Raw genomic sequence first — 18,459 nt, 5'->3', positions numbered from 1 at the left:
ACGGGCAGTTAGGAACTATCATGTCCAGTGCAACGGTAAAAGTTACCGATGAATCCTTCGAAGCCGACGTCCTGAAGTCGGACAAGCCGGTTCTGGTCGATTTCTGGGCCGAATGGTGCGGCCCGTGTAAGCAGATTGCACCGATCCTTGACGAACTGGCCGAGGCCTATGGCAACAAGCTGACCATCTCGAAGATCAATATCGACGATTCGCCGATGACCCCGTCGAAGTTCGGCGTGCGCGGCATTCCGACCATGATGCTGTTCAAGGACGGCAAGATGACCTCGATGAAGGTCGGCGCCATGCCGAAGTCGAAGCTGGTGGAATGGCTGAATGAGGCGGGCGTCGCCTAACCTATACCTCCCCAACTTGTTGGGGAGGGGGACCGTTCGCGAAGCGAAGGGTGGTGGGGTATCTTACTTTGTTTCAGCGGACTGAGTTGTAGCAAGCAAGAACCCCCACCACCACATCTCACCGACTTCGTCGGCTCGTGCGGTCCCCCTCCCCAGTAAACTGGGGAGGTATAATTAAGTTGGCCACGTATCTGGCGATAGCGCCAGCACATCCCCCGCCAGATAGAGCGAGCCGCAGATCAGCACCCGCCTGGGTTCGGGTTTGAGGCGTTGAATAGCTTCCAGAGGGCTTGTGGCCACCGTGGCCATAAGCCCTTTTTCGTGCGCGGCCGCGGCCAGCTGATCCGGCGGGATCACGGCGTCGGATGAAAAGCCGACGCAGGTGATGGCGAGGTCAAGGCCTTCGAAATGGCCAAAGAATTCCGCTGCGTCCTTGGTGTTGATCAGACCACAGATCAGGTGTAGCGGCTTGGGGTCGCGGGCCTGAAGCGCTTCGATATGAGCCCGGAGCGCGCGGGCGGCGTGGGGGTTGTGCCCGCCGTCGAGCCACAGTTCGCTATCGGTAGGCAGGGCGGCCACCAGAGGCCCCGCGCGCAGGCGCTGCATCCGCGCGGGCCAGACGGCGCTTTGCAGCCCTCTGTCGATGGCGTCGGGCGTGAACCCCAGCAGCAGGGCGGCCTTGATGCTTAAGGCGGCATTGTCGATCTGATGCGCGCCGGACAATTTCGGCAGGCTGAGATCGAGCAGGGCATCTTCGTCCTGAAAGACCAGACGACCGTTTTCCTCGTAGGCATCGAAACCCTGACCGGCGCTATAGAGCGGACAGCGGCCTTTGAGCGCGGCGCGCGCGATGACGGTTTCGGCCTCGTCGGGTTGGCGGGCGCTGATCACCGGGCACCCGGGCTTAATGATCCCGGCTTTTTGTTTGGCGATGGTGGTCAGGTCGTTGCCGAGAAAGGCCTGATGGTCGTAGTCGATGGGGGTGATGATCGAGATTTTGGGGTCACGGATGATGTTGGTTGCATCGAGTATGCCGCCCAGACCGGTTTCCAGCAGCAGCAGATCGGCCTCGACTTCGGAAAACGCCAGAAACGCCGCGGCGGTGGTCGCTTCAAAGAAGGTCAGGGGCAGGCCATCATTGGCTTTTTCGACGCGATCCAGCACATCGGCCAGATAATCGTCCGTGATCAGAGTACCCGCCAACCGGATGCGTTCGGCGAAGCGCACCAGATGCGGCGACGTATAGACGTGGACGCGCAGGCCCTGCGCTTCGGCCATCGCCCTGAGCAGGGCCAGCGTCGAGCCCTTGCCGTTGGTTCCCGCAATGTGGACCACGGGCGGCAGGCGGTCTTGCGGACGGCCCAGAGCTTCGCAGACCCTGAGCATGCGCTCCAGCGTCAGGTCGATCTTTTTCGGGTGCAGCGCCTTGAGGCGTTCCAACGGGGCATCGAAGGGTAACAGGCGGTCGGTCATCGGCAATCTAACCCCCTCTCCCTTGAGGGAGAGGGTTGGGGTGAGGGGGAACAGGTTAAGCGAGTGCGGTGGACATTTCCCCCTCACCCGGCCCTTTCGGGCCACCCTCTCCCTCAAGGGAGAGGGGATAATCGGCTTTAGCACCGGTTTCAATTTGAGGGGAGGTCTTTCGATGCGTCCCTGTCCGGTCGGCGGATCAACCAAGCCACGGAACCGCGACAAGCTCCCTGAAATCGCACTGATCAGACAGGCAAGAGGAACTGGAAAAATCGGAAGGCGCTGCCGGTAATTATGTGGGAGCCCTTTCCGGATAAGGGCGGCGGATAAGTATGGCGGCTACAGACAGGATGAAGCCGATAAATGCCCCAACCCAAAGCGATGTAGGATTGAAGAACGACTGACCTGTCGGACAAGCATCATACTCATTGCATTCCAATCCCACGTAAAACCATGTCGTCATAACTAAGGCCCAGAATAGACTGGCCAATACGACGAAATAAACCGGAGCCAGAGGTGATTTTGCCTGCCGCAGAAGGCGTACGCCCCAATACGCAAGGGGGTAGATTGGGAACAGAGCAATGGTGGAAAGTATGAGTAGCGAGAAGGCTAACTCAGGGTATCCGTGCCGATAGTTGATAGTGAATGTCCAGTACGCGGAATAACCTATGGTTAGAACCATAGCGCCTGTAAAAGCGCTTAAGCCCCATTGAAACAGAGATTTCAACTTCACAGGCTCCCCCTTCGTCACCTGCGCCAAGTAAAGGGTGCAGGGTCCGCGACCCTGCTTAAGCCGCCCGGCGCTTACCATCCATCAGCATCGACATCAGCGCGCCCAGCACATCGGGCAGTTCCGAGCGCGAGACGACGCGGTCGACCATACCCTTATCGACGAGGTACTCCGCGCGCTGGAAGCCTTCGGGCAGCTTTTCGCGAATGGTGGTCTCGATGACGCGGGGACCGGCAAAGCAGATCAGCGCGCCCGGTTCGGCCAGATGGATGTCGCCCAACATGGCGTAAGACGCCGAGACGCCGCCGGTCGTCGGGTCGGTGAGGACCACGATATAGGGCAGTTGCGCCTGTTTCAGTTCCTGAATGGCCAGCGTGGTGCGGGCCAGCTGCATGAGGGACAGGGTGCCCTCCTGCATGCGCGCGCCGCCGGAGGCGGTGATGGCGACCATCGGCACCTTGCGCTCGACGGCGTAGCGGCAGGCGGCGATGAAGGCTTCGCCCGCGGCCATGCCGAGGCTTCCGCCCATGAAGGTGAAGTCCTGCACCAGCACAACGCAGGGCACGTCAGACACCTTGCCGAAGCCGATCTGCATGGTGTCCTTGGCACCCGAGGCATTGCGGGCGGCCTTGAGGCGGTCGGCATAGGGCTTGCCATCGGAGAAGTGCAACGGGTCTTCGGGCACGGCGGGCGTGTCGAGCGCTTCGTATTCACCGTTGTCGAAGGTATAGCTGAGGCGGGTTTGCGCGTTGATGCGCATATGGCGACCGGCCGGCGTCACCCACAGGGCGGCTTCGAGGTCCGGGCGGTAGATCATTTCGCCGGTGTCGGGGTCCTTGACCCACAGATTTTCGGGGGTCTCGCGTTTGGACACCAGTTTGGACACGCCGGGGGCGATCTTGGCGAGCCAGCCGCCGCTGTCGCGACGATCCGTGGGGCGGGCAGTGTTCGGCAAGGCGCGTCTACTCTTGGCTAGTTTGTCGGCGATGGCCATGTACAGTCGTAACTCCGGTACGCTTAAAAAGCTATGCGGTTGTTGTGGGCTGCGTCGGCAAATAAAGGGTTAATGAGACCTTTATGCGCGCAACCCGAGCCGTTTAGTTTCGGGCGTTATGAACAGCCTGAGCCAAAATGCCGGCGGTTTCCAGCACTTTCGTCTCGATGGGGGAATTTCCCGGTAAAGATTTCGCGAGTGCGTCGACCAGAACCGAACCGACGACGGCGCCATCGGCGATGCGGGCGACCTCGGCGGCGCGTTCCGGCGTCTTGATGCCGAAACCGACCACGACGGGCAATTGGGCGGCGTCCTGAACGCGTTTGACGGCCCCGGCAATGCTCTGGGCGTCGGCTTCCTTGACGCCGGTGACGCCCGCCACCGAGACGTAATAGACGAAGCCCTTGGTGCGTTTCACGAGCGTTTTCAGGCGCTTTTCGTCGCTGGTCGGGGTAATCAGGCGGATCAGGGCCACGTCGGCGGCATCGAGCGCATCGGTCAGGCCGTCGGCCTCTTCCGGCGGACAGTCGACCACGATAACGCCGTCGATACCGTGGTCGGCGCAGGCCTTGGCAAAGGCCGGATAACCCATATTCTCGACAGGATTCATGTACCCCATCAGGATCAACGGCGTGTCGGCGTCGATCTCACGAAAACGTGACGCAAGGGCGAAGACCTGAGCGATCTTGGTCCCGGCCTTGAGCGACCGTTCGGCGGCCAACTGGATGATCGGGCCTTCGGCCATCGGATCGGAGAAGGGGAAACCCAGTTCGATAATGTCCGACCCGGTCTCAGACAGACCTTTCAGGACGTTGAACGAGGTTTCAAGGTCCGGATCGCCGGCCATGATATAGGAGACGAAGGCCGCCTTGTTTTCCGCTTTCAGTTTGGCGAAGCGGGCATCGATACGCGCAACCGTCATGTCTTACATTCCACTCATGGTCTGACCGATGGCGCTGGCCACGGTGAAGATGTCCTTGTCGCCGCGCCCGGACAGGTTCAGCACGACGATACCGCCCTTGCCCACGTCCTGAGCCAGTTCGCCGACGCGGGCGATGGCATGCGAGGATTCGAGCGCCGGGATGATGCCCTCAAGCTTTGACGTCAACTGGAAGGCGTCCAGCGCTTCCTTGTCGGTCGTATAGACGTATTTGGCACGGCCCGTGGCGAACAGGTGGGCGTGTTCCGGCCCGATGCCCGGATAGTCGAGGCCCGCCGAAATCGAATGGCCTTCGAGGATTTGCCCGTCGTCGTCCTGAAGCAGATAGGTGCGGTTGCCGTGCAGGACGCCCGGACGGCCGCCGTTGAGCGAGGCGGCGTGGCCGTTATAGACGTCGAGCCCGTGACCGGCGGCTTCGACGCCGACGATCCTGACCGACTCATCGTCGATGAAGGGGTGGAACAGGCCGATGGCATTCGAGCCCCCGCCGACCGCCGCGATCACCGCGTCGGGCAGACGACCTTCGAGTTCCAGGATCTGTTGCTTGGTTTCCTTGCCGATGACGGTCTGGAAGTCTCGCACCATCTCCGGATAGGGGTGCATCCCGGCGGCGGTGCCGATCATGTAATAGGTGTCGTGAACGTTGGTGACCCAGTCGCGCAGGGCTTCGTTCATCGCGTCTTTCAGCGTGCCGTTGCCGTTGGTGACCGGCACGACCGTCGTGCCGAGCAGGTTCATGCGGAACACATTGGGTTTTTGGCGTTCGACGTCCAATGCGCCCATATAGACCGTGCATGGCAGATCGAACTTGGCGCAGACGGTCGCCGAGGCGACACCATGCTGACCGGCGCCGGTTTCGGCGATGATCCGTGTACGGCCCATGCGCTTGGCGAGCAGGATCTGACCGATGCAGTTGTTGATCTTATGTGCGCCGGTGTGGTTCAGTTCTTCGCGCTTGAAATAGATCTTCGCCCCGCCGTAATAGTCGGTCAGGCGCTCAGCGAAATAGAGCGGTGACGGACGGCCGACGAAGTGTTTCAGCAGCGAATGGTATTCGGCCCAGAAGGCTTCGTCGTTCTTGGCGACTTCCCACGCCTCACCCAGCTCCAGAACGAGCGGCATGAGGGTTTCGGGGACATAGAGCCCGCCGAAATCCCCGAAACGGCCCTTAGCGTCGGGCAGATTGTAGCGGTTCGTCTGAACCGGCGTTTCAGTGGACACAGCTTAGACCTTTATTAGATTGCCTTTACGGCCTTGAGGAACTGAGAGATCAGGGAGGGGTCTTTTAGTCCGGGCGCGCGCTCGACGCCAGAGGAAACATCCACCATCGGTGCTTTCGCTTGCGAAACGGCCTCGGCGACATTCCACGGCGTCAGCCCCCCGGCCAGCAACCACGGCGCTTTCGCCGGATAGCCCTCCATCAGCGTCCAGTCGAAGCGCGCCCCGACGCCGCCGGGCAGGGTGGCATCCTTCGGCGGTTTGGCGTCGAACAGCAGGTGATCGACGACGCTCTCATAGGGCGCGGCATTAAGGACATCGGCACGGGTCTCGACACTGATCGCCTTGATGAGCGGCGTTTTGAAGCGGTCGCGGATGTGACGAACGCGCTCCAGCGTTTCATGGCCGTGAAGCTGGATCAGATGCGGTCGGGCGCGGGTGACGATAGCCTCCAGCAGGGTGTCGTCCGGATCGACCAGCACACTGACGCCTTTGACGTCGTACCCCTTGTGCAAAGTATAGGTTGTCGCATTGGCAATCAATTGTGCCATCTGATCAATGTCGAGATGGCGAGGCGACTTGGGGAATGAAATAAACCCCAACATATTCGCGCCACTGTCTATTGCGATGCGGGCGGTATCATCATCCCTGATGCCGCAGATTTTTGCCTTGATCGTCATGGGTTACCCGGATTTTTGGGTCAGATGCGACGAAATTTAAGAAAAATCAACCATTAAAAGCGATGCTTGATTAATCCTATAAATCCTATGGGACTCAGTAACCAGGCCAGGCCCGCACCTAAGCCTTACCGCATTTTCCAACGCGCAAATGGCGGGAAATGTTTGGTGCCTTGTCCGCAGCGTACCCCCAGACCGGAAACCGGCGGGGCTTTACAGAGGAAACACCTATGGCATCCGTTCTTTTGAGCGATCTGTCGAATAGTGCCTATATGAAGCTGGCCCTGGCGCACCCGGGGGAACGGCCGGAACTCTCCACCCTTTATCCCTGCAAATCCCTCGAAGAATTCAACGGCTCCGTCGTCGATTTTCTTGAAGCGCACGGCAATCCCGACCTGATAGGGGCAGCGGTGTCGGCCTGCGGCTGGGAGGTCGGGGGCGGGTTGTCCATGCCCAATCACGGCTACCGCATGGAACGCAGCGATTTGCGCGAACTGCTCAATATTCAGCGCCTGCACATCGTCAATGACTGCGTCTCGCGCGCCATGGCGGTCGAGCGCCTGTTCGATAGCGAAGTCATCAAGGTCTGCGGCGGTCAGGGCGAGGACGGCCTGACCAAGGCCCTGATCGGTTCGGGGCGCGGTCTGGGGGTGGCAGGCATTGTGCTCGACGATCTGGGCAATCCGACGGTCCTGCCGTGCGAAGGCGGACACGCCGATCTGGCCACCGTCAGCGCCCGCGAAGACAGCGTCTTTGCCCATCTTGAGGCCAAGTACGGTCACGTGTCGCGCGAACGCGTCGCCTCGATCAGCGGGCTGGCCGAACTTTATGAGATACTGGGGCGCATCGATGACGGCGACACGCGTCGGGTCAATGCCGCCGAAGTGGTGGCCCTGGCCCATACCGGCGACAGGCGGGCGAAGGAGGCCATCGGCCTGTGCCAGGGCTGGCTGGCGGCGATGGCGTCGGATACAGCGCTGATGCTGGGGGCGCGCAGCGGGGTCTATCTGTCGGGGGAACTGCTCGAACTGATCGGCGATCTGATCGACTGGCCGGCGTTCGAAGCGCGCTTTACGGACAAGGGACGGCTGCGCAGCTATATGCAGGATATTCCGGTCTATCTGACGCGGGCGGCCGATCTGGAACTGATCGGCCTGACGACCCTATTCGGATAAAAAAAGCCCGGATCGCTCCGGGCTTTCTTATTTTTGTTATTTCTTCTTCAGCTCTTCCAGAATGCCGGCCAGCAATTCCTTTTCGGACGGGCCGGGGTCAGCCGCAGGGGCGGGCGGCGGGGGCGGCATCAGCTTGTTGATGGCCTTGACGACCAGAAAGATCGCCGCGCCGATGATCACGAACTGGATCAGGGTGTTGATGAAGATGCCATAAGAGATGGCGGCTTCGGCGGTCTCGGTCGCCGGATTGGCGGGCACCAGCACCCACTTGAGATCGGAGAAATCGACCCCGCCGGTCAGGACGCCGATCGGCGGCATGATGATATTGTCGACCAGCGATGTGACGATCTTGCCGAACGCGCCGCCGATGACGACACCGACCGCCAGGTCGATGACGTTGCCGCGCATGAGGAAGGTCTTGAATTCGGATACGATGCTCATGAAAAGCACTCCCTGCCGTTAAAATCAGTCGTTGTCGTCGCCGCTGAGGTTCAGGCGCTCGCGCAGTTCCTTGCCGCTCTTGAAGAAGGGCACGTGCTTGGCAGGGACGGAAACCGCTTCGCCGGTGCGCGGATTGCGGCCCGCGCGCGCCGGGCGTGACCGCACCGAAAGGGCCCCGAAGCCGCGCAGCTCGACCCGACCGCCTTTTTCCAGCGTCTCGATCATCGATTCGAGGATCAGATTGACCACCCGCTCGACATCTTTTTGAGTCATGTGCGGATATTCGGACGCCAAACGCTCAATAAGTTCCGACTTTAACATCTTATCCCCCGAACACGGCAAGGTTCGACAATATGAAAATGCGCCGCTGTAAATAGTTGCGGCCAAAACAAAAACAAAAGATGCGCGGCAACGCACCGAACCACAATTCGCACCGTATGATGCGCTTCAAAAACTGAGCATGATCGAAAATGGATGACGGATCAAGGTGTTGTTGAAAAAATTAACACCGCGCCACGGTAAATTTTCCCATGACCCCTGTCGGGAGGGGCGCTATTGCCACCGGTATCTGTTGCGGGGCACAAAAAAAGCCCCTGTGTTTCAGACTTTGCGAAAAGCCGTCAACACAGGAGCTTTAATTGGATATCAGGTTGTAATCCCTGCTCCCCGTTAAGGGTGCAGGGTTTTGACCCTGCTATTCCTTGGTTTGGCCACGCAGGGCGGCGCCCAGGATGTCACCCAGCGAAGCGCCGGAGTCCTGCGAGCCGTACTGTTCGATGGCTTCCTTTTCCGAGGCCATTTCCAGAGCCTTGATCGAGACGGACACCTTGCGGGCGGCCTTGTCGACGTTGGTGATCTGGGCGTCGATACGGTCGCCGACGGCGAAACGCTCGACGCGCTGCTCGTTACGGTCGCGCGACAGGTCGGACTTGCGGATGAAGGTCGACATAGGCGCGTCGTCTTCACCGAACTTCACTTCGATACCGCCCGAGGTGACTTCGGTGACGGTGACGGTGACGTTCTGACCCTTCTTGAAGGTGTCGCCGGTCATCGGATCGCCGCCGAGCTGCTTGATGCCCAGCGAGATGCGTTCCTTCTCGACGTCGACGTCGAGGACCTTGGTCTTGACGATGTCGCCCTTCTTGTACTTGGCGATGGCTTCTTCGCCCGCGACGTTCCAGTCGAGGTCCGACAGGTGGACCATGCCGTCGATTTCGTTTTCGAAGCCGACGAACAGACCGAACTCGGTGGCGTTCTTGACTTCGCCTTCGATGGTCGAACCGATCGGGTGCTTGGCCAGGAAGTCGTCCCACGGGTTGTTCTGGGCTTGCTTCAGGCCCAGCGAAACGCGGCGCTTGCCGGCGTCCACTTCGAGGACGACCACATCGACTTCCTGCGAGGTCGATACGATCTTGCCCGGATGGACGTTCTTCTTGGTCCACGACATTTCCGACACGTGGACGAGGCCTTCAACGCCCGACTCCAGCTCGACGAACGCGCCGTAGTCAGTGATGTTGGTGATGCGACCCGAGAACTTGCCGCCGACCGGGTACTTGGCTTCGACACCGTCCCACGGATCCGACTGCAGCTGCTTCATGCCGAGCGAGATGCGCTGCGTGTCCGGGTTGATCTTGATAATCTGGACACGGACGCTGTCGCCGACGTTGAGGACCTGCGACGGATGCGAAACGCGCTTCCACGACATGTCGGTGACGTGCAGCAGGCCGTCGATGCCGCCGAGGTCAACGAACGCACCGTAGTCGGTGATGTTCTTGACGACGCCGTCACGGATTTCGCCTTCGGCCAGCTGACCGACCAGCTCGGTGCGCTGTTCGGCACGGGCTTCTTCGAGGATGGCGCGACGCGACACGACGATATTGCCGCGTGGACGATCCATCTTGAGGATGGCGAAGGGTTGTTCCTTGCCCATGAGGGGCGCGATGTCGCGGACCGGACGGATATCGACCTGCGAGCCGGGCAGGAAGCCCGAAGCGCCGTCCATATCGACGGTGAAGCCGCCCTTGACGCGGCCGACGATGGTGCCCATGACCGGCTCGCCCTTGTTGAAGATGACTTCAAGGCGGGTCCAGGCTTCTTCGCGGCGGGCCTTCTCACGGCTGATGACCGCTTCGCCCATGGCGTTTTCGACGCGTTCCAGATAGACTTCGACGGTGTCGCCGGCCTTGATGTTGGCGGCTTCCGAACCGAATTCCTTCAGGCTGATGCGGCCTTCGGTCTTCAGACCGACGTCGACGATCGCGAAATCCTTTTCGATGCCGACGACGAGGCCGTGCACCACCTGGCCTTCGAGCATTTCGCGGCCGTGCAGGGATTCGTCGAGAAGCGCGGCGAAATCGTCACGCGAAGGGTTGTAATCGCTCATAAATTCTCAGTTTCGGTTGGCGCGTGCGGCGGGCGGGATGAAGGGCGGCGTCCGGACAGGGACAGACGCGAGCGGACTTCGGCCAGCGACAGGCGACTTTGGATTTGGGATGGGTATTTGTAAAGCAGAGTCCTGCCAGTACAGACTGTAAAGCGAAGACCGTGATCCCTGATCTGTTGAAGCGCGCCGGTTAGATTTAACGCCTAAGCGGCGTCACGGCGGTCTTTCACGATGTTTCGCGCAAGCTCGATGGCCGCCTCTATACCCAAATCGGTGGTATCAAGCAAGACCGCATCTTCGGCCATTTCCAATGGCGCCGAGGCGCGCGAGGAATCGCGCTCGTCCCTGAGGCGGATGTCGTCCAGAACCGCCTCGAAGGTCAGGGCGGGATCGTCCTTGACCAGTTGCAGCCAGCGGCGTCTGGCGCGCACCTCGGGGGCGGCGGTGACGAAGATTTTCACCGGGGCATGCGGGGCGATGACCGTGCCGATATCGCGACCGTCGAGGACGGCGCCGGACGGCTGATGGGCGAAATCGACCTGAAACTGCTTGAGCGCGGCGCGCACCTCGGGGATGGCGGCGACCTGAGAGGCCCACTCACCCGCCTCGCGCCCGCGCAGGGCCGGATTGTCCAGAACCGACAGGTCGAGTGTGAGCGCCAGCTCGGCCAGGGCGTCGACATCGTGCAGGGTCAGGCCTTTCTGGGCGCGCAGGAAGCCGACCGCGCGATAGATCAGGCCGGTGTCGAGCATAGGCAGGCCGTGGTCCCGGGCGATGACGGCGGCCAGCGTACCCTTGCCGGAGGCGGCGGGTCCGTCGAAGGCGATGAGGAGCGGTTTGTGAGTCATGGCGTGGACATATAATGACTGGCCTGAGGGCGGCAAGCGCTTATTGCCTTCGGGGAATCGGACCTGAGCGCGGCGGTGCGAAACGGCGAATTCGCCATAAATATGTAAAAGGGGTTTTGACAGGCGGGCAATCTGGTGGCAAGGGAGCCGTCACATATGTATTTTTTGATGAGGACGATCCGTGGCTGATCCCGCCTTAGGCACCAAACAGATTTGCCCCAACTGCACGGCAAAGTTCTACGACCTGAACAAGCGTCCGGCGCACTGCCCCAAGTGTGCCAACGAGTTCGACCCTGAAGAAGCGCTGCGCACGCGCCGCACCCGCGCCCGTCCGATCGAGAAGGACGAGTACGATCAGGACGAGATGGAAGATCAGGTCAAGGATAAGACCGGTGACGACGAGGACGAAGACGAGCCGGAAATCACCGCGCCCGAAATCGACGAAGTCGTGGCCGACGATCCGGTCCTGATGGACGAAGACGAAGACCTCGATCCGGCCGATCCGGCGCGCGTGGGCGGCAATGCCGACAGCGTCGACATGGATATCGAAGACGCCGATCTGGGCGATGACGACGCCGACGACGTGCCGTTCCTTGAGGACGAAGACGACGACGCCTTCGATGAAGAAATCGACGGTCTGCCCGGCGAAGACAACGAAGACGATATCTGATCGGGTATCAGAGATAACGCAAAAGGCCGCGAAGCATTTGTTTCGCGGCCTTTTTTATTCCTCCGTTCACGGGCCTGTGAAAAACTCGAAAAACTTCATAAAAAGGGCTTGCAAGTCAAAATGCCTTGCCCTAGAAGTCGCCACCTCGACGGCGGAGACGCCTTCGGGGCCATCTTAAAGATGGGGCATTAGCTCAGCTGGTAGAGCGCTTGCATGGCATGCAAGAGGTCAGCGGTTCGACTCCGCTATGCTCCACCATTAAAAAAGCCGTCCTTCGGGGCGGCTTTTTTAATGGTCGTTTCACCCGCTCGACCGCAAGGTTTGCCTTGAAATGGCCTGAAAAAAGCCGCCGTTGCAAATATACAACATTTTTATCTTCGGGCCGGTCTTCGGGAAAGCATACTTATCCCGTCCGCGACAGACTGAGGACCACAAGATCGTTTGATCGTCACCTCAGAGTGTGGACCATGTCCTTCAAAACCCTTGCCTACGGTTTAAGTTTAGCGACGTTGATCTCCGCGGCGCCCGCCCTGGCGCAGCAGACCTCTGTTCCGGCCCAGACACCTCCGCCCGAACAGGCGCCGCCGGTGGATGTGCCTGCTGAAACGCCTGTGCTGAGCGCGCCCGATGCCACCGATGTGGCGACCGATGCTGCCGGTCTCAGCCCGAAAGCCTTCGTCGAAAAAGCCTATCAGGCCAATGAGTTCGAAATCGCCCTGAGCCAGATGGCGCTCGACAAGGCGACGGACCCGAAGATCAGGGTTCTGGCCCAGCAAAGCCTCGATTCGCACATGAAGGTGCGCGAAGGTATGATCGCGGCGGTGCAGTCGTCGGAAGCCGACATGAATTTTCAGCAGACCTGGACCGATGCGCAACGTCGTACCCTGGCCGAACTGGATGTCACCAAGGGGCCTGAATTCGACAGCCGCTATATGGAGGTCAGCGCCCACAACCGGACCGAGGCGGTCGAGTTGTTCGAGGCCTATGCGGCCACAGGCACCGATGCGGCGGTCAAGACCTTCGCCACCCAATCCCTGCCGACCCTGACCTCTTCGGAACAGGCGATCAGCGCGGTCGACGCAGCGAAATAACCGGCTTTAGGCTTTTTTATTCAGGGAGGTATTCTGCGCAATACCTCCTGTTTTTTTATGCAATTCGTCTTACATAGATGAGGAGAGGGCATATAAAGAGGGAAACGCCAATGGCTCAGGTTACCGATAACACGTCCGCGGATCGATTCGAACTGACCCGGGAAGGGCACGTCGCCTATGCCGACTATCATATACAGGGCGAGGTCGTGTTCATCGATTACGTCTATGCGCCGCCGGAACTACGGGGGACCGGCGCGGCGGGTGAGCTGATGCGCGGGCTGGTTGAGATCATCAAAGAGCAGGGCCGGAAAATCCGTCCGATCTGCGGTTACGCCGCCGCCTGGCTGCAACGGTCGCCCGCGGGACGCGAATTGCTGGCGTAGGTAGCGAACTAAGGCCGATATCTGATCGAGACCCACAGGCTGCGGCGGTTATCGTAACTGAGAATGTCGTCTGCCGTGCGCTGAACCGGAATGTCCGCGTCCAGCGCATTATCCACGGTCAGACGGAGCATGAGGCGATCGGTGACCGGCCTGTCGATCCGCACGCGCAACTTATCCGCCGGACGCAGGCGCTGCCGGTTCAGGTCGTCTTCGAAGCTTTCACCCGTAAACACCCAGTCGAGGCCGAGACCGGACGTGTCCCGGAACCGATAGGTCAGGCCCAGACTGGCGATGTAGTCCGGTGCCTGAGCCGGGCGTTTTCCTGTCAACGTAGAATCGCTGCCGTGCATCTTGGCGTCGGTGAGGGTCGCCGAGGCGTCGAGCGTCAGGGCGGGGGCGGGCCGCCATGTGGCGGACAGCTCAAGCCCTATCGCCCGGATGTCTCCGGCGTTCTGTCTCTGGCGCAGGACGCCGCCCACCGGGATGAAGCCCGCTGTGGGAAAGGTGGCCGGGCCGAACCCGAGGGTAATATTGCTGATGGGGTCGCTCAGGACGTTGTGAAACAGCCCGGCGTCAAGCGAGAGCGAACCGCCGTCGTAGCGCCAGCCCGTTTCGATCCCTTTCAGCGTTTCCGGCGTCAGGGCGCTGTTGGCCTCGGTGACGTCGTTGCCGACGCGAAAGGGGCGATAAAGCTCGTTCAGTGACGGCGGACGAAAGCCGGTATAGGCCGCCACGCGCCATTGATGGCGTCCGTCCATCTGACGCGTCAGGCCCAGACGGCTGGACACGACGGTCCTGTCGGCATCCTGCGGCCGCAGGTCGAAGACGCTGGTCCCGGTCGTCAGGTCGCGTTCCTGCCGGAAGGCATCGGTGGCCTGCCAATGATCGGCGCGTATCGCACCCGTCAGGCGCCAGGGCCCGAAGTTCTGCGTTCCCTGCGCATACAGTCCGATCAACTGCGTTTCGCCGCCCGCCACGCGGTAGCGTGTCGCGAGTCCCGACACATAGCGGAAATATTCACGGACCTCGCCGCGATTGAGGCGCGCATCGATACCGATTTCCCATTCGCGCGCCGCATCGTCGTGACGCAGGGCGGCATTCACGCCATAGCCTTTGGCCGGAGTAGCGATCTGGTCGTTGGCCAGTGCCGTGCCGGTACGCCCGCTCAGCACCGACACCGAGCGGTTGGCGAGGTCGGAGTCGCGATACCAGGCCTGAAGCCGGAACCCCGTGCGATCCCCGTCGGGTTGCCGGGTAAGCGATGCCGCCAGCTGTTGGCCGCTCGACACCGCCGTCGCGCCGCTGAGGCCGGTATCGCGACGACTTTCGTACTGCCCGGCGAGCAGAGTCAGGATACCTGCCGCCAGCGCGGTCTCATAGCGGGTCAGCAACGACCGGTCCTTGCCATAGACGCCCTGATCCGCCGCCCCGCGCTGAGGGTCGCGCACGGCTGCGTCGCCGTAGCGAGTCGCCTGCGTGTAATAGAGGCTCAGACCGTCGTGCTCTGCCGTCAGGCTCAAGCCGTTACTGCCGCTCTCGCCGATATCGACCTGACCGGCGACATGGCGGCCTTTCGGCGGCGACAGGCCGAGGTCGACCACGCCGGTCAGGGCCCCGGCCCCATAGGCCCCGCCGCCCGCCCCGCGTACCACGCGGACATGGTCGATGGCGTCGCTCGGCAGGGCGGCCCAGATGACCCAGCCCCCGAACGGATCGTTCTGCGGTATGCCGTCAAGCGTGACCAGCGCACGTCCGGCGCCCGACGGGGCTATGGCCCGGAGCGACAGACCCTGCCCCGTCGGATTGGCGGTGAGGCTGGAGGTGCGGCGAAACAGCGAGGCCTGCGCTGTGGTCTTCAGGGCGTCGTCAAGCGAACCGGCGGCCTCGATATCGGTCTGACGCAGAGTGACGCCGGAAAAGGCCGTATCCCCGCGAAAAGGCATCAGTCGGCCGCGCACCACGACCTCGGTCACCTCTTCGGCACGGGTGCCGGACACCGGAACCAGCAGGCCCAAAAAGGCGAGAACAGGGGCGGCGAGAACGGGGGTAACACGGGTCATGAAGGCTCCTGGCGCATGCGGCGAATTTCCGTATCCGGCATGCGTCACGGTTTAGATACAGGTTCAACGTCCACTTGTCTTTCCTCCGCCGCTTGATTAGCCTTCAATATGAAATTTGTTGAGAACGAGGGCCGGGTGCGCCAGTTTATAAAAGCCTTTGCGGCAGGTCTGGCGCTATGGCTGGCGCTAATGCCGGTCGGTGGTCACGCCCGCGATTTCGGCACCGTCGCCCCCAAGCAGATAATTTGGCCGCACGAGCACAGCGACCTCAAGCCCGATCCGGACGCGCGTTTCGGACGCCTGCCCAATGGCATGACCTATGTGCTGTATCGGTCGAACGCCCCGGCGCAGGGCATATCGATGCGTTTTCGCATCCGCGCCGGATCGATCGATGAGCGCGAGGGGCAGGAGGGGCTGGCGCACTTCGTCGAGCACATGGCCTTCAAGGGATCGAAGGCGATCGGCGAAGGAGAGTTAGTGCGGGTGCTGGCGCAGAATGGCGTCGATTACGGGTCCGACGCCAATGCCTTTACGCATTTCGAAACGACCGAATACGTGCTGGACCTGCCGGGGTGGAGCGACAAGCTGGTACAGACCGGTCTGTTCATATTTCGCGAGACGGCGTCGAACCTGACCTTCGATACCGCCGCCATCGATCGCGAGCGCGGGGTGATCGCCGCCGAGGAACGCGAGCGGGCGACGCCGGACAGCCGGGCTTCTCAGGCCTGGGATCGGGCGGCCTTTGCCGGTCTGACCTACGCCGAACGCTGGCCCATCGGCCGGGCCGAGGTCATCGCCAGAGCCTCGCGCGACGATCTTCTTGCTTTCTATCATGCCTATTACCGGCCCTCGCGCGCCACCCTGATCGTGGTGGGCAAGTTCAACTTCGACGCCATGGAAAAGAAGATCGCCACGGTGTTCAACGACTGGCAGCCAGTGGGTCCGGCACCGGCCCCTCCGCCGCTGGGGACCTATCAGAACAAGGGGCTGCGCACCTTTGTCCATGCCGAGAAGGGCCTGCCGGAGCAATTGTCCCTGAGCTGGTTCCGCCCATGGATCGACCTGCCGGACGCCAAGGCGACGCGACGGGTGGGGTTGCTCAAGGCGCTGGCGGTCGACATCTTCAATCATCGCCTGTCCGAAGGGGCGCGGGCGGCGGGGTCGCCGTGGCTGGGGGCAGAGGTCGGCTACGACAACGAGCGCCTGACCGCCAATCAGACGACGGTGACGGTGGTGCCGAAGTTCGGTCAGTCTCCCGAAGCCCTGAGCGACATCGTGCGGCGGATCAATCAGTTCCGCACCCATGGCATTACCGAAAGCGAGCTGGCCGAGGCCCTGATCCGCTTCGAAGCCGCCAATGAACGCGACCTTCTGGGGCGCAAGACGCCGAACAATGTCGACCTGGCGTCCGGGCTGCTCGACTATGTCGATCACGACGACGTCTATATGTCGCCGCAGCAGTTCATCGACCTGTGGAAAGAGCTGAAACCGGCCTTTACCGTGGCGGGGGTCAATGCCCAGATCGCCTATCTGTTCAGCGGCGACGGCCCGCTGATCGGTCGTCAGGGGTCGGAACGCGGCAGTTTCGACGAGGCGGCACTCCGGGCCGCCTTTGAGGCCGCCGACGGGCAGGCGGTGATCGCGGTCACCGACGCTCAGGCCGCCAGCTGGCCCTATACCGATTTCGGCAAGCCGGTGCGCCACTTGAGTAAAACGGCCATCCGCCCGCTGGGCTATAGCCGCTACACCTATCCCAACGGGACGGTGCTCAATTTCAAGGCGTCGGCGCTGGAAAAGAACCGGGTCGTGGTCAGTGTACGCTTCGAGGGCGGCACGCGCCTGTTTTCGCCGGATGGCCCCGATCCGTTGTACCGGGCGTGGATCTACGATCCGCTGTCATGGGGTCTGGGCAAGCTGAGCGCCGACGGTATCGCCCGGGCCCTGAGCGGCAAGGCCTATGGGCTCGGCTACGATCTGGACGAAGAAGCCGCCTTCCTGAGCGGCGATACCGACAAGGCGGGCTTCCCCTATCAGATGCAACTGATGATGGCGTGGCTGACCGATCCGGGCGACCGCGTGGACGCCTTTGAAAACACGCGCGGCAACCTGACCTATCTGGAAAAAGGGTTGCGCGCGACGCCGGATGCGGTTCTGGGGTCCTTCGTCCTGCCCATGCTGAGCTGCGGCGATCACCGCTACGACCTGCCCGATGCCGGTGAGGTGCGCGATCTGAAACCTGCCGATGTAACAGGCATGGTGCGGCGGACGGTGAATAATGTACCGATAGAGGTGACGGTGGTGGGCGACCTCAGCGAATCCGCGGCCCTGGCCATGATGGAACGCACCTTCGCCACCCTGCCGCCGGTGCCCGGGGCGCCGGTGTTCGCGCCCGGCGGTGAGCGCCTGAGCCTGCCGCAGACGGCGCACAGCTACCGCCTGTTCCACGAAGGGCGCGCCGATCAGGCCATTGCCTTTGTCGTTTTCCCGACCACCGATGCCGTGTCCGATCTTCGGGAAACACGACGGCTGGAACTGTTGTCCGCCATATTGGGCGACCGGCTGAACGAAGAGGTGCGCGAGCGTCAGGGGGCGACCTATGGCGCGTCGGCGGGGCACTACGGCTCGATGGTGTTCAGGGGCTACGGCTATATTTCAGCGCAGGCCGAGATCAATCCGGACAAGGACGACCTGTTCGTCCGTATCCTGATGGACACCGCGCGGGACCTGCGCGAGCGACCGGTCGGCTATGCCGAACTGGAAAAGATCCGCGTCCCGATGACCGAACGACTGAACGACAATTTCAAGACGCACGGCGAATGGCTGCGCGTCCTGCCGGGGCTGTACGGCTCGCCGCGCTGGGATTACGAGGTCGGGGTGGCGAAGCAGTACTATGCCATCACGCCGGCGGAATTGCAGGCGACGGCGCAAAAATATCTGACACCGGAGCGGATGCAGCGGTTCAGCATATTACCGGAAAAAGACGGTCAGACGGAACCGCCGGTGCCGGTGTGTCTAAAGGAGTGAAT

At 61.6% G+C, this 18,459-nt stretch carries 17 protein-coding genes and 1 tRNA gene; 7 read left to right on the top strand and 11 right to left on the bottom strand.

The features are described from left to right. Positions 1–20: 20 nt before the first annotated feature. A complete protein-coding gene (gene trxA, locus PQU92_RS06695; RefSeq protein ID WP_272747441.1) occupies positions 21–353 on the top strand; it encodes a thioredoxin TrxA in 333 nt (110 codons plus the stop codon). A 174-nt stretch (positions 354–527) separates the two neighbouring features. Here trxA and PQU92_RS06690 read toward each other — a convergent pair whose 3' ends face one another. From PQU92_RS06690 to PQU92_RS06665, 6 genes are all read right to left on the bottom strand, one after another. Next, positions 528–1,826, bottom strand: a complete 1,299-nt coding sequence (locus PQU92_RS06690) for a bifunctional folylpolyglutamate synthase/dihydrofolate synthase (protein ID WP_272747440.1) — start codon at positions 1,824–1,826, stop codon at positions 528–530. Between the two features lie 289 nt (positions 1,827–2,115). Further along, on the bottom strand, positions 2,116–2,556 hold the full coding sequence (locus PQU92_RS06685; RefSeq protein WP_272747439.1) for a hypothetical protein: 441 nt from the start codon (positions 2,554–2,556) through the stop codon (positions 2,116–2,118). A 55-nt stretch (positions 2,557–2,611) separates the two neighbouring features. After that, a complete protein-coding gene (locus PQU92_RS06680) occupies positions 2,612–3,547 on the bottom strand; it encodes an acetyl-CoA carboxylase carboxyltransferase subunit beta (protein WP_272747438.1) in 936 nt (311 codons plus the stop codon). Between the two features lie 103 nt (positions 3,548–3,650). Then, positions 3,651–4,469 carry a tryptophan synthase subunit alpha gene (gene trpA / locus PQU92_RS06675; protein WP_272747437.1) on the bottom strand — a complete coding sequence of 273 codons (819 nt, stop codon included), beginning with the start codon at positions 4,467–4,469 and terminating at the stop codon, positions 3,651–3,653. A 3-nt stretch (positions 4,470–4,472) separates the two neighbouring features. Then, a complete protein-coding gene (gene trpB / locus PQU92_RS06670) occupies positions 4,473–5,708 on the bottom strand; it encodes a tryptophan synthase subunit beta (RefSeq protein WP_272747436.1) in 1,236 nt (411 codons plus the stop codon). A gap of 14 nt (positions 5,709–5,722) precedes the next feature. Next, entirely contained in the window at positions 5,723–6,385 is a 663-nt protein-coding gene (locus PQU92_RS06665; RefSeq protein WP_272747435.1) for a phosphoribosylanthranilate isomerase, read from the bottom strand. Positions 6,386–6,612: 227 nt separating this feature from the next. On the opposite strand from PQU92_RS06665, the gene PQU92_RS06660 reads away from it, so the two are divergent. Next, entirely contained in the window at positions 6,613–7,557 is a 945-nt protein-coding gene (locus PQU92_RS06660; protein ID WP_272747434.1) for a glucokinase, read from the top strand. 36 nt (positions 7,558–7,593) lie between these two features. Here the strand turns inward: PQU92_RS06660 and mscL are convergent, their stop codons facing one another. From mscL to cmk, 4 genes are all read right to left on the bottom strand, one after another. Then, positions 7,594–7,998 carry a large-conductance mechanosensitive channel protein MscL gene (gene mscL, locus PQU92_RS06655; protein ID WP_272747433.1) on the bottom strand — a complete coding sequence of 135 codons (405 nt, stop codon included), beginning with the start codon at positions 7,996–7,998 and terminating at the stop codon, positions 7,594–7,596. 24 nt (positions 7,999–8,022) lie between these two features. Beyond that, positions 8,023–8,319 (bottom strand): integration host factor subunit beta, encoded by a 297-nt coding sequence (locus PQU92_RS06650; protein ID WP_023460394.1) that lies wholly within the window; start codon positions 8,317–8,319, stop codon positions 8,023–8,025. Positions 8,320–8,692: 373 nt separating this feature from the next. Next, the gene (gene rpsA / locus PQU92_RS06645; protein WP_272747432.1) at positions 8,693–10,381 is read right to left on the bottom strand and encodes a 30S ribosomal protein S1; all 1,689 of its coding nucleotides are present in this window, start codon (positions 10,379–10,381) and stop codon (positions 8,693–8,695) included. A gap of 203 nt (positions 10,382–10,584) precedes the next feature. Next, positions 10,585–11,229 carry a (d)CMP kinase gene (gene cmk / locus PQU92_RS06640; protein ID WP_272747431.1) on the bottom strand — a complete coding sequence of 215 codons (645 nt, stop codon included), beginning with the start codon at positions 11,227–11,229 and terminating at the stop codon, positions 10,585–10,587. Between the two features lie 181 nt (positions 11,230–11,410). Between cmk and PQU92_RS06635 the strand changes: the two genes are divergently transcribed. The 4 genes from PQU92_RS06635 to PQU92_RS06620 all read left to right on the top strand — a co-directional run bounded on the left by PQU92_RS06635 (position 11,411) and on the right by PQU92_RS06620 (position 13,373). Continuing rightward, entirely contained in the window at positions 11,411–11,899 is a 489-nt protein-coding gene (locus PQU92_RS06635; protein WP_272747430.1) for a TIGR02300 family protein, read from the top strand. Positions 11,900–12,081: 182 nt separating this feature from the next. After that, positions 12,082–12,157, top strand: a tRNA-Ala gene (locus tag PQU92_RS06630). A gap of 209 nt (positions 12,158–12,366) precedes the next feature. Continuing rightward, entirely contained in the window at positions 12,367–12,990 is a 624-nt protein-coding gene (locus PQU92_RS06625) for a DUF4142 domain-containing protein (RefSeq protein ID WP_272747429.1), read from the top strand. A 110-nt stretch (positions 12,991–13,100) separates the two neighbouring features. Beyond that, positions 13,101–13,373, top strand: coding sequence for a GNAT family N-acetyltransferase (locus tag PQU92_RS06620; RefSeq protein ID WP_272747428.1), 273 nt, complete (start codon positions 13,101–13,103; stop codon positions 13,371–13,373). Between the two features lie 8 nt (positions 13,374–13,381). On the opposite strand, the gene PQU92_RS06615 is transcribed toward PQU92_RS06620, so the two are convergent. Next, positions 13,382–15,433 carry a TonB-dependent receptor gene (locus PQU92_RS06615; protein ID WP_272747427.1) on the bottom strand — a complete coding sequence of 684 codons (2,052 nt, stop codon included), beginning with the start codon at positions 15,431–15,433 and terminating at the stop codon, positions 13,382–13,384. 135 nt (positions 15,434–15,568) lie between these two features. Here PQU92_RS06615 and PQU92_RS06610 point away from each other — a divergent pair, with 135 nt between their 5' ends. After that, positions 15,569–18,457 (top strand): M16 family metallopeptidase, encoded by a 2,889-nt coding sequence (locus tag PQU92_RS06610; RefSeq protein ID WP_272747426.1) that lies wholly within the window; start codon positions 15,569–15,571, stop codon positions 18,455–18,457. Positions 18,458–18,459: the final 2 nt, after the last annotated feature.

Source organism: Asticcacaulis aquaticus, from assembly GCF_028550415.1.
Lineage (GTDB): Bacteria > Pseudomonadota > Alphaproteobacteria > Caulobacterales > Caulobacteraceae > Asticcacaulis > Asticcacaulis aquaticus.
This window is presented reverse-complemented; position numbering and strand designations above follow the sequence as displayed.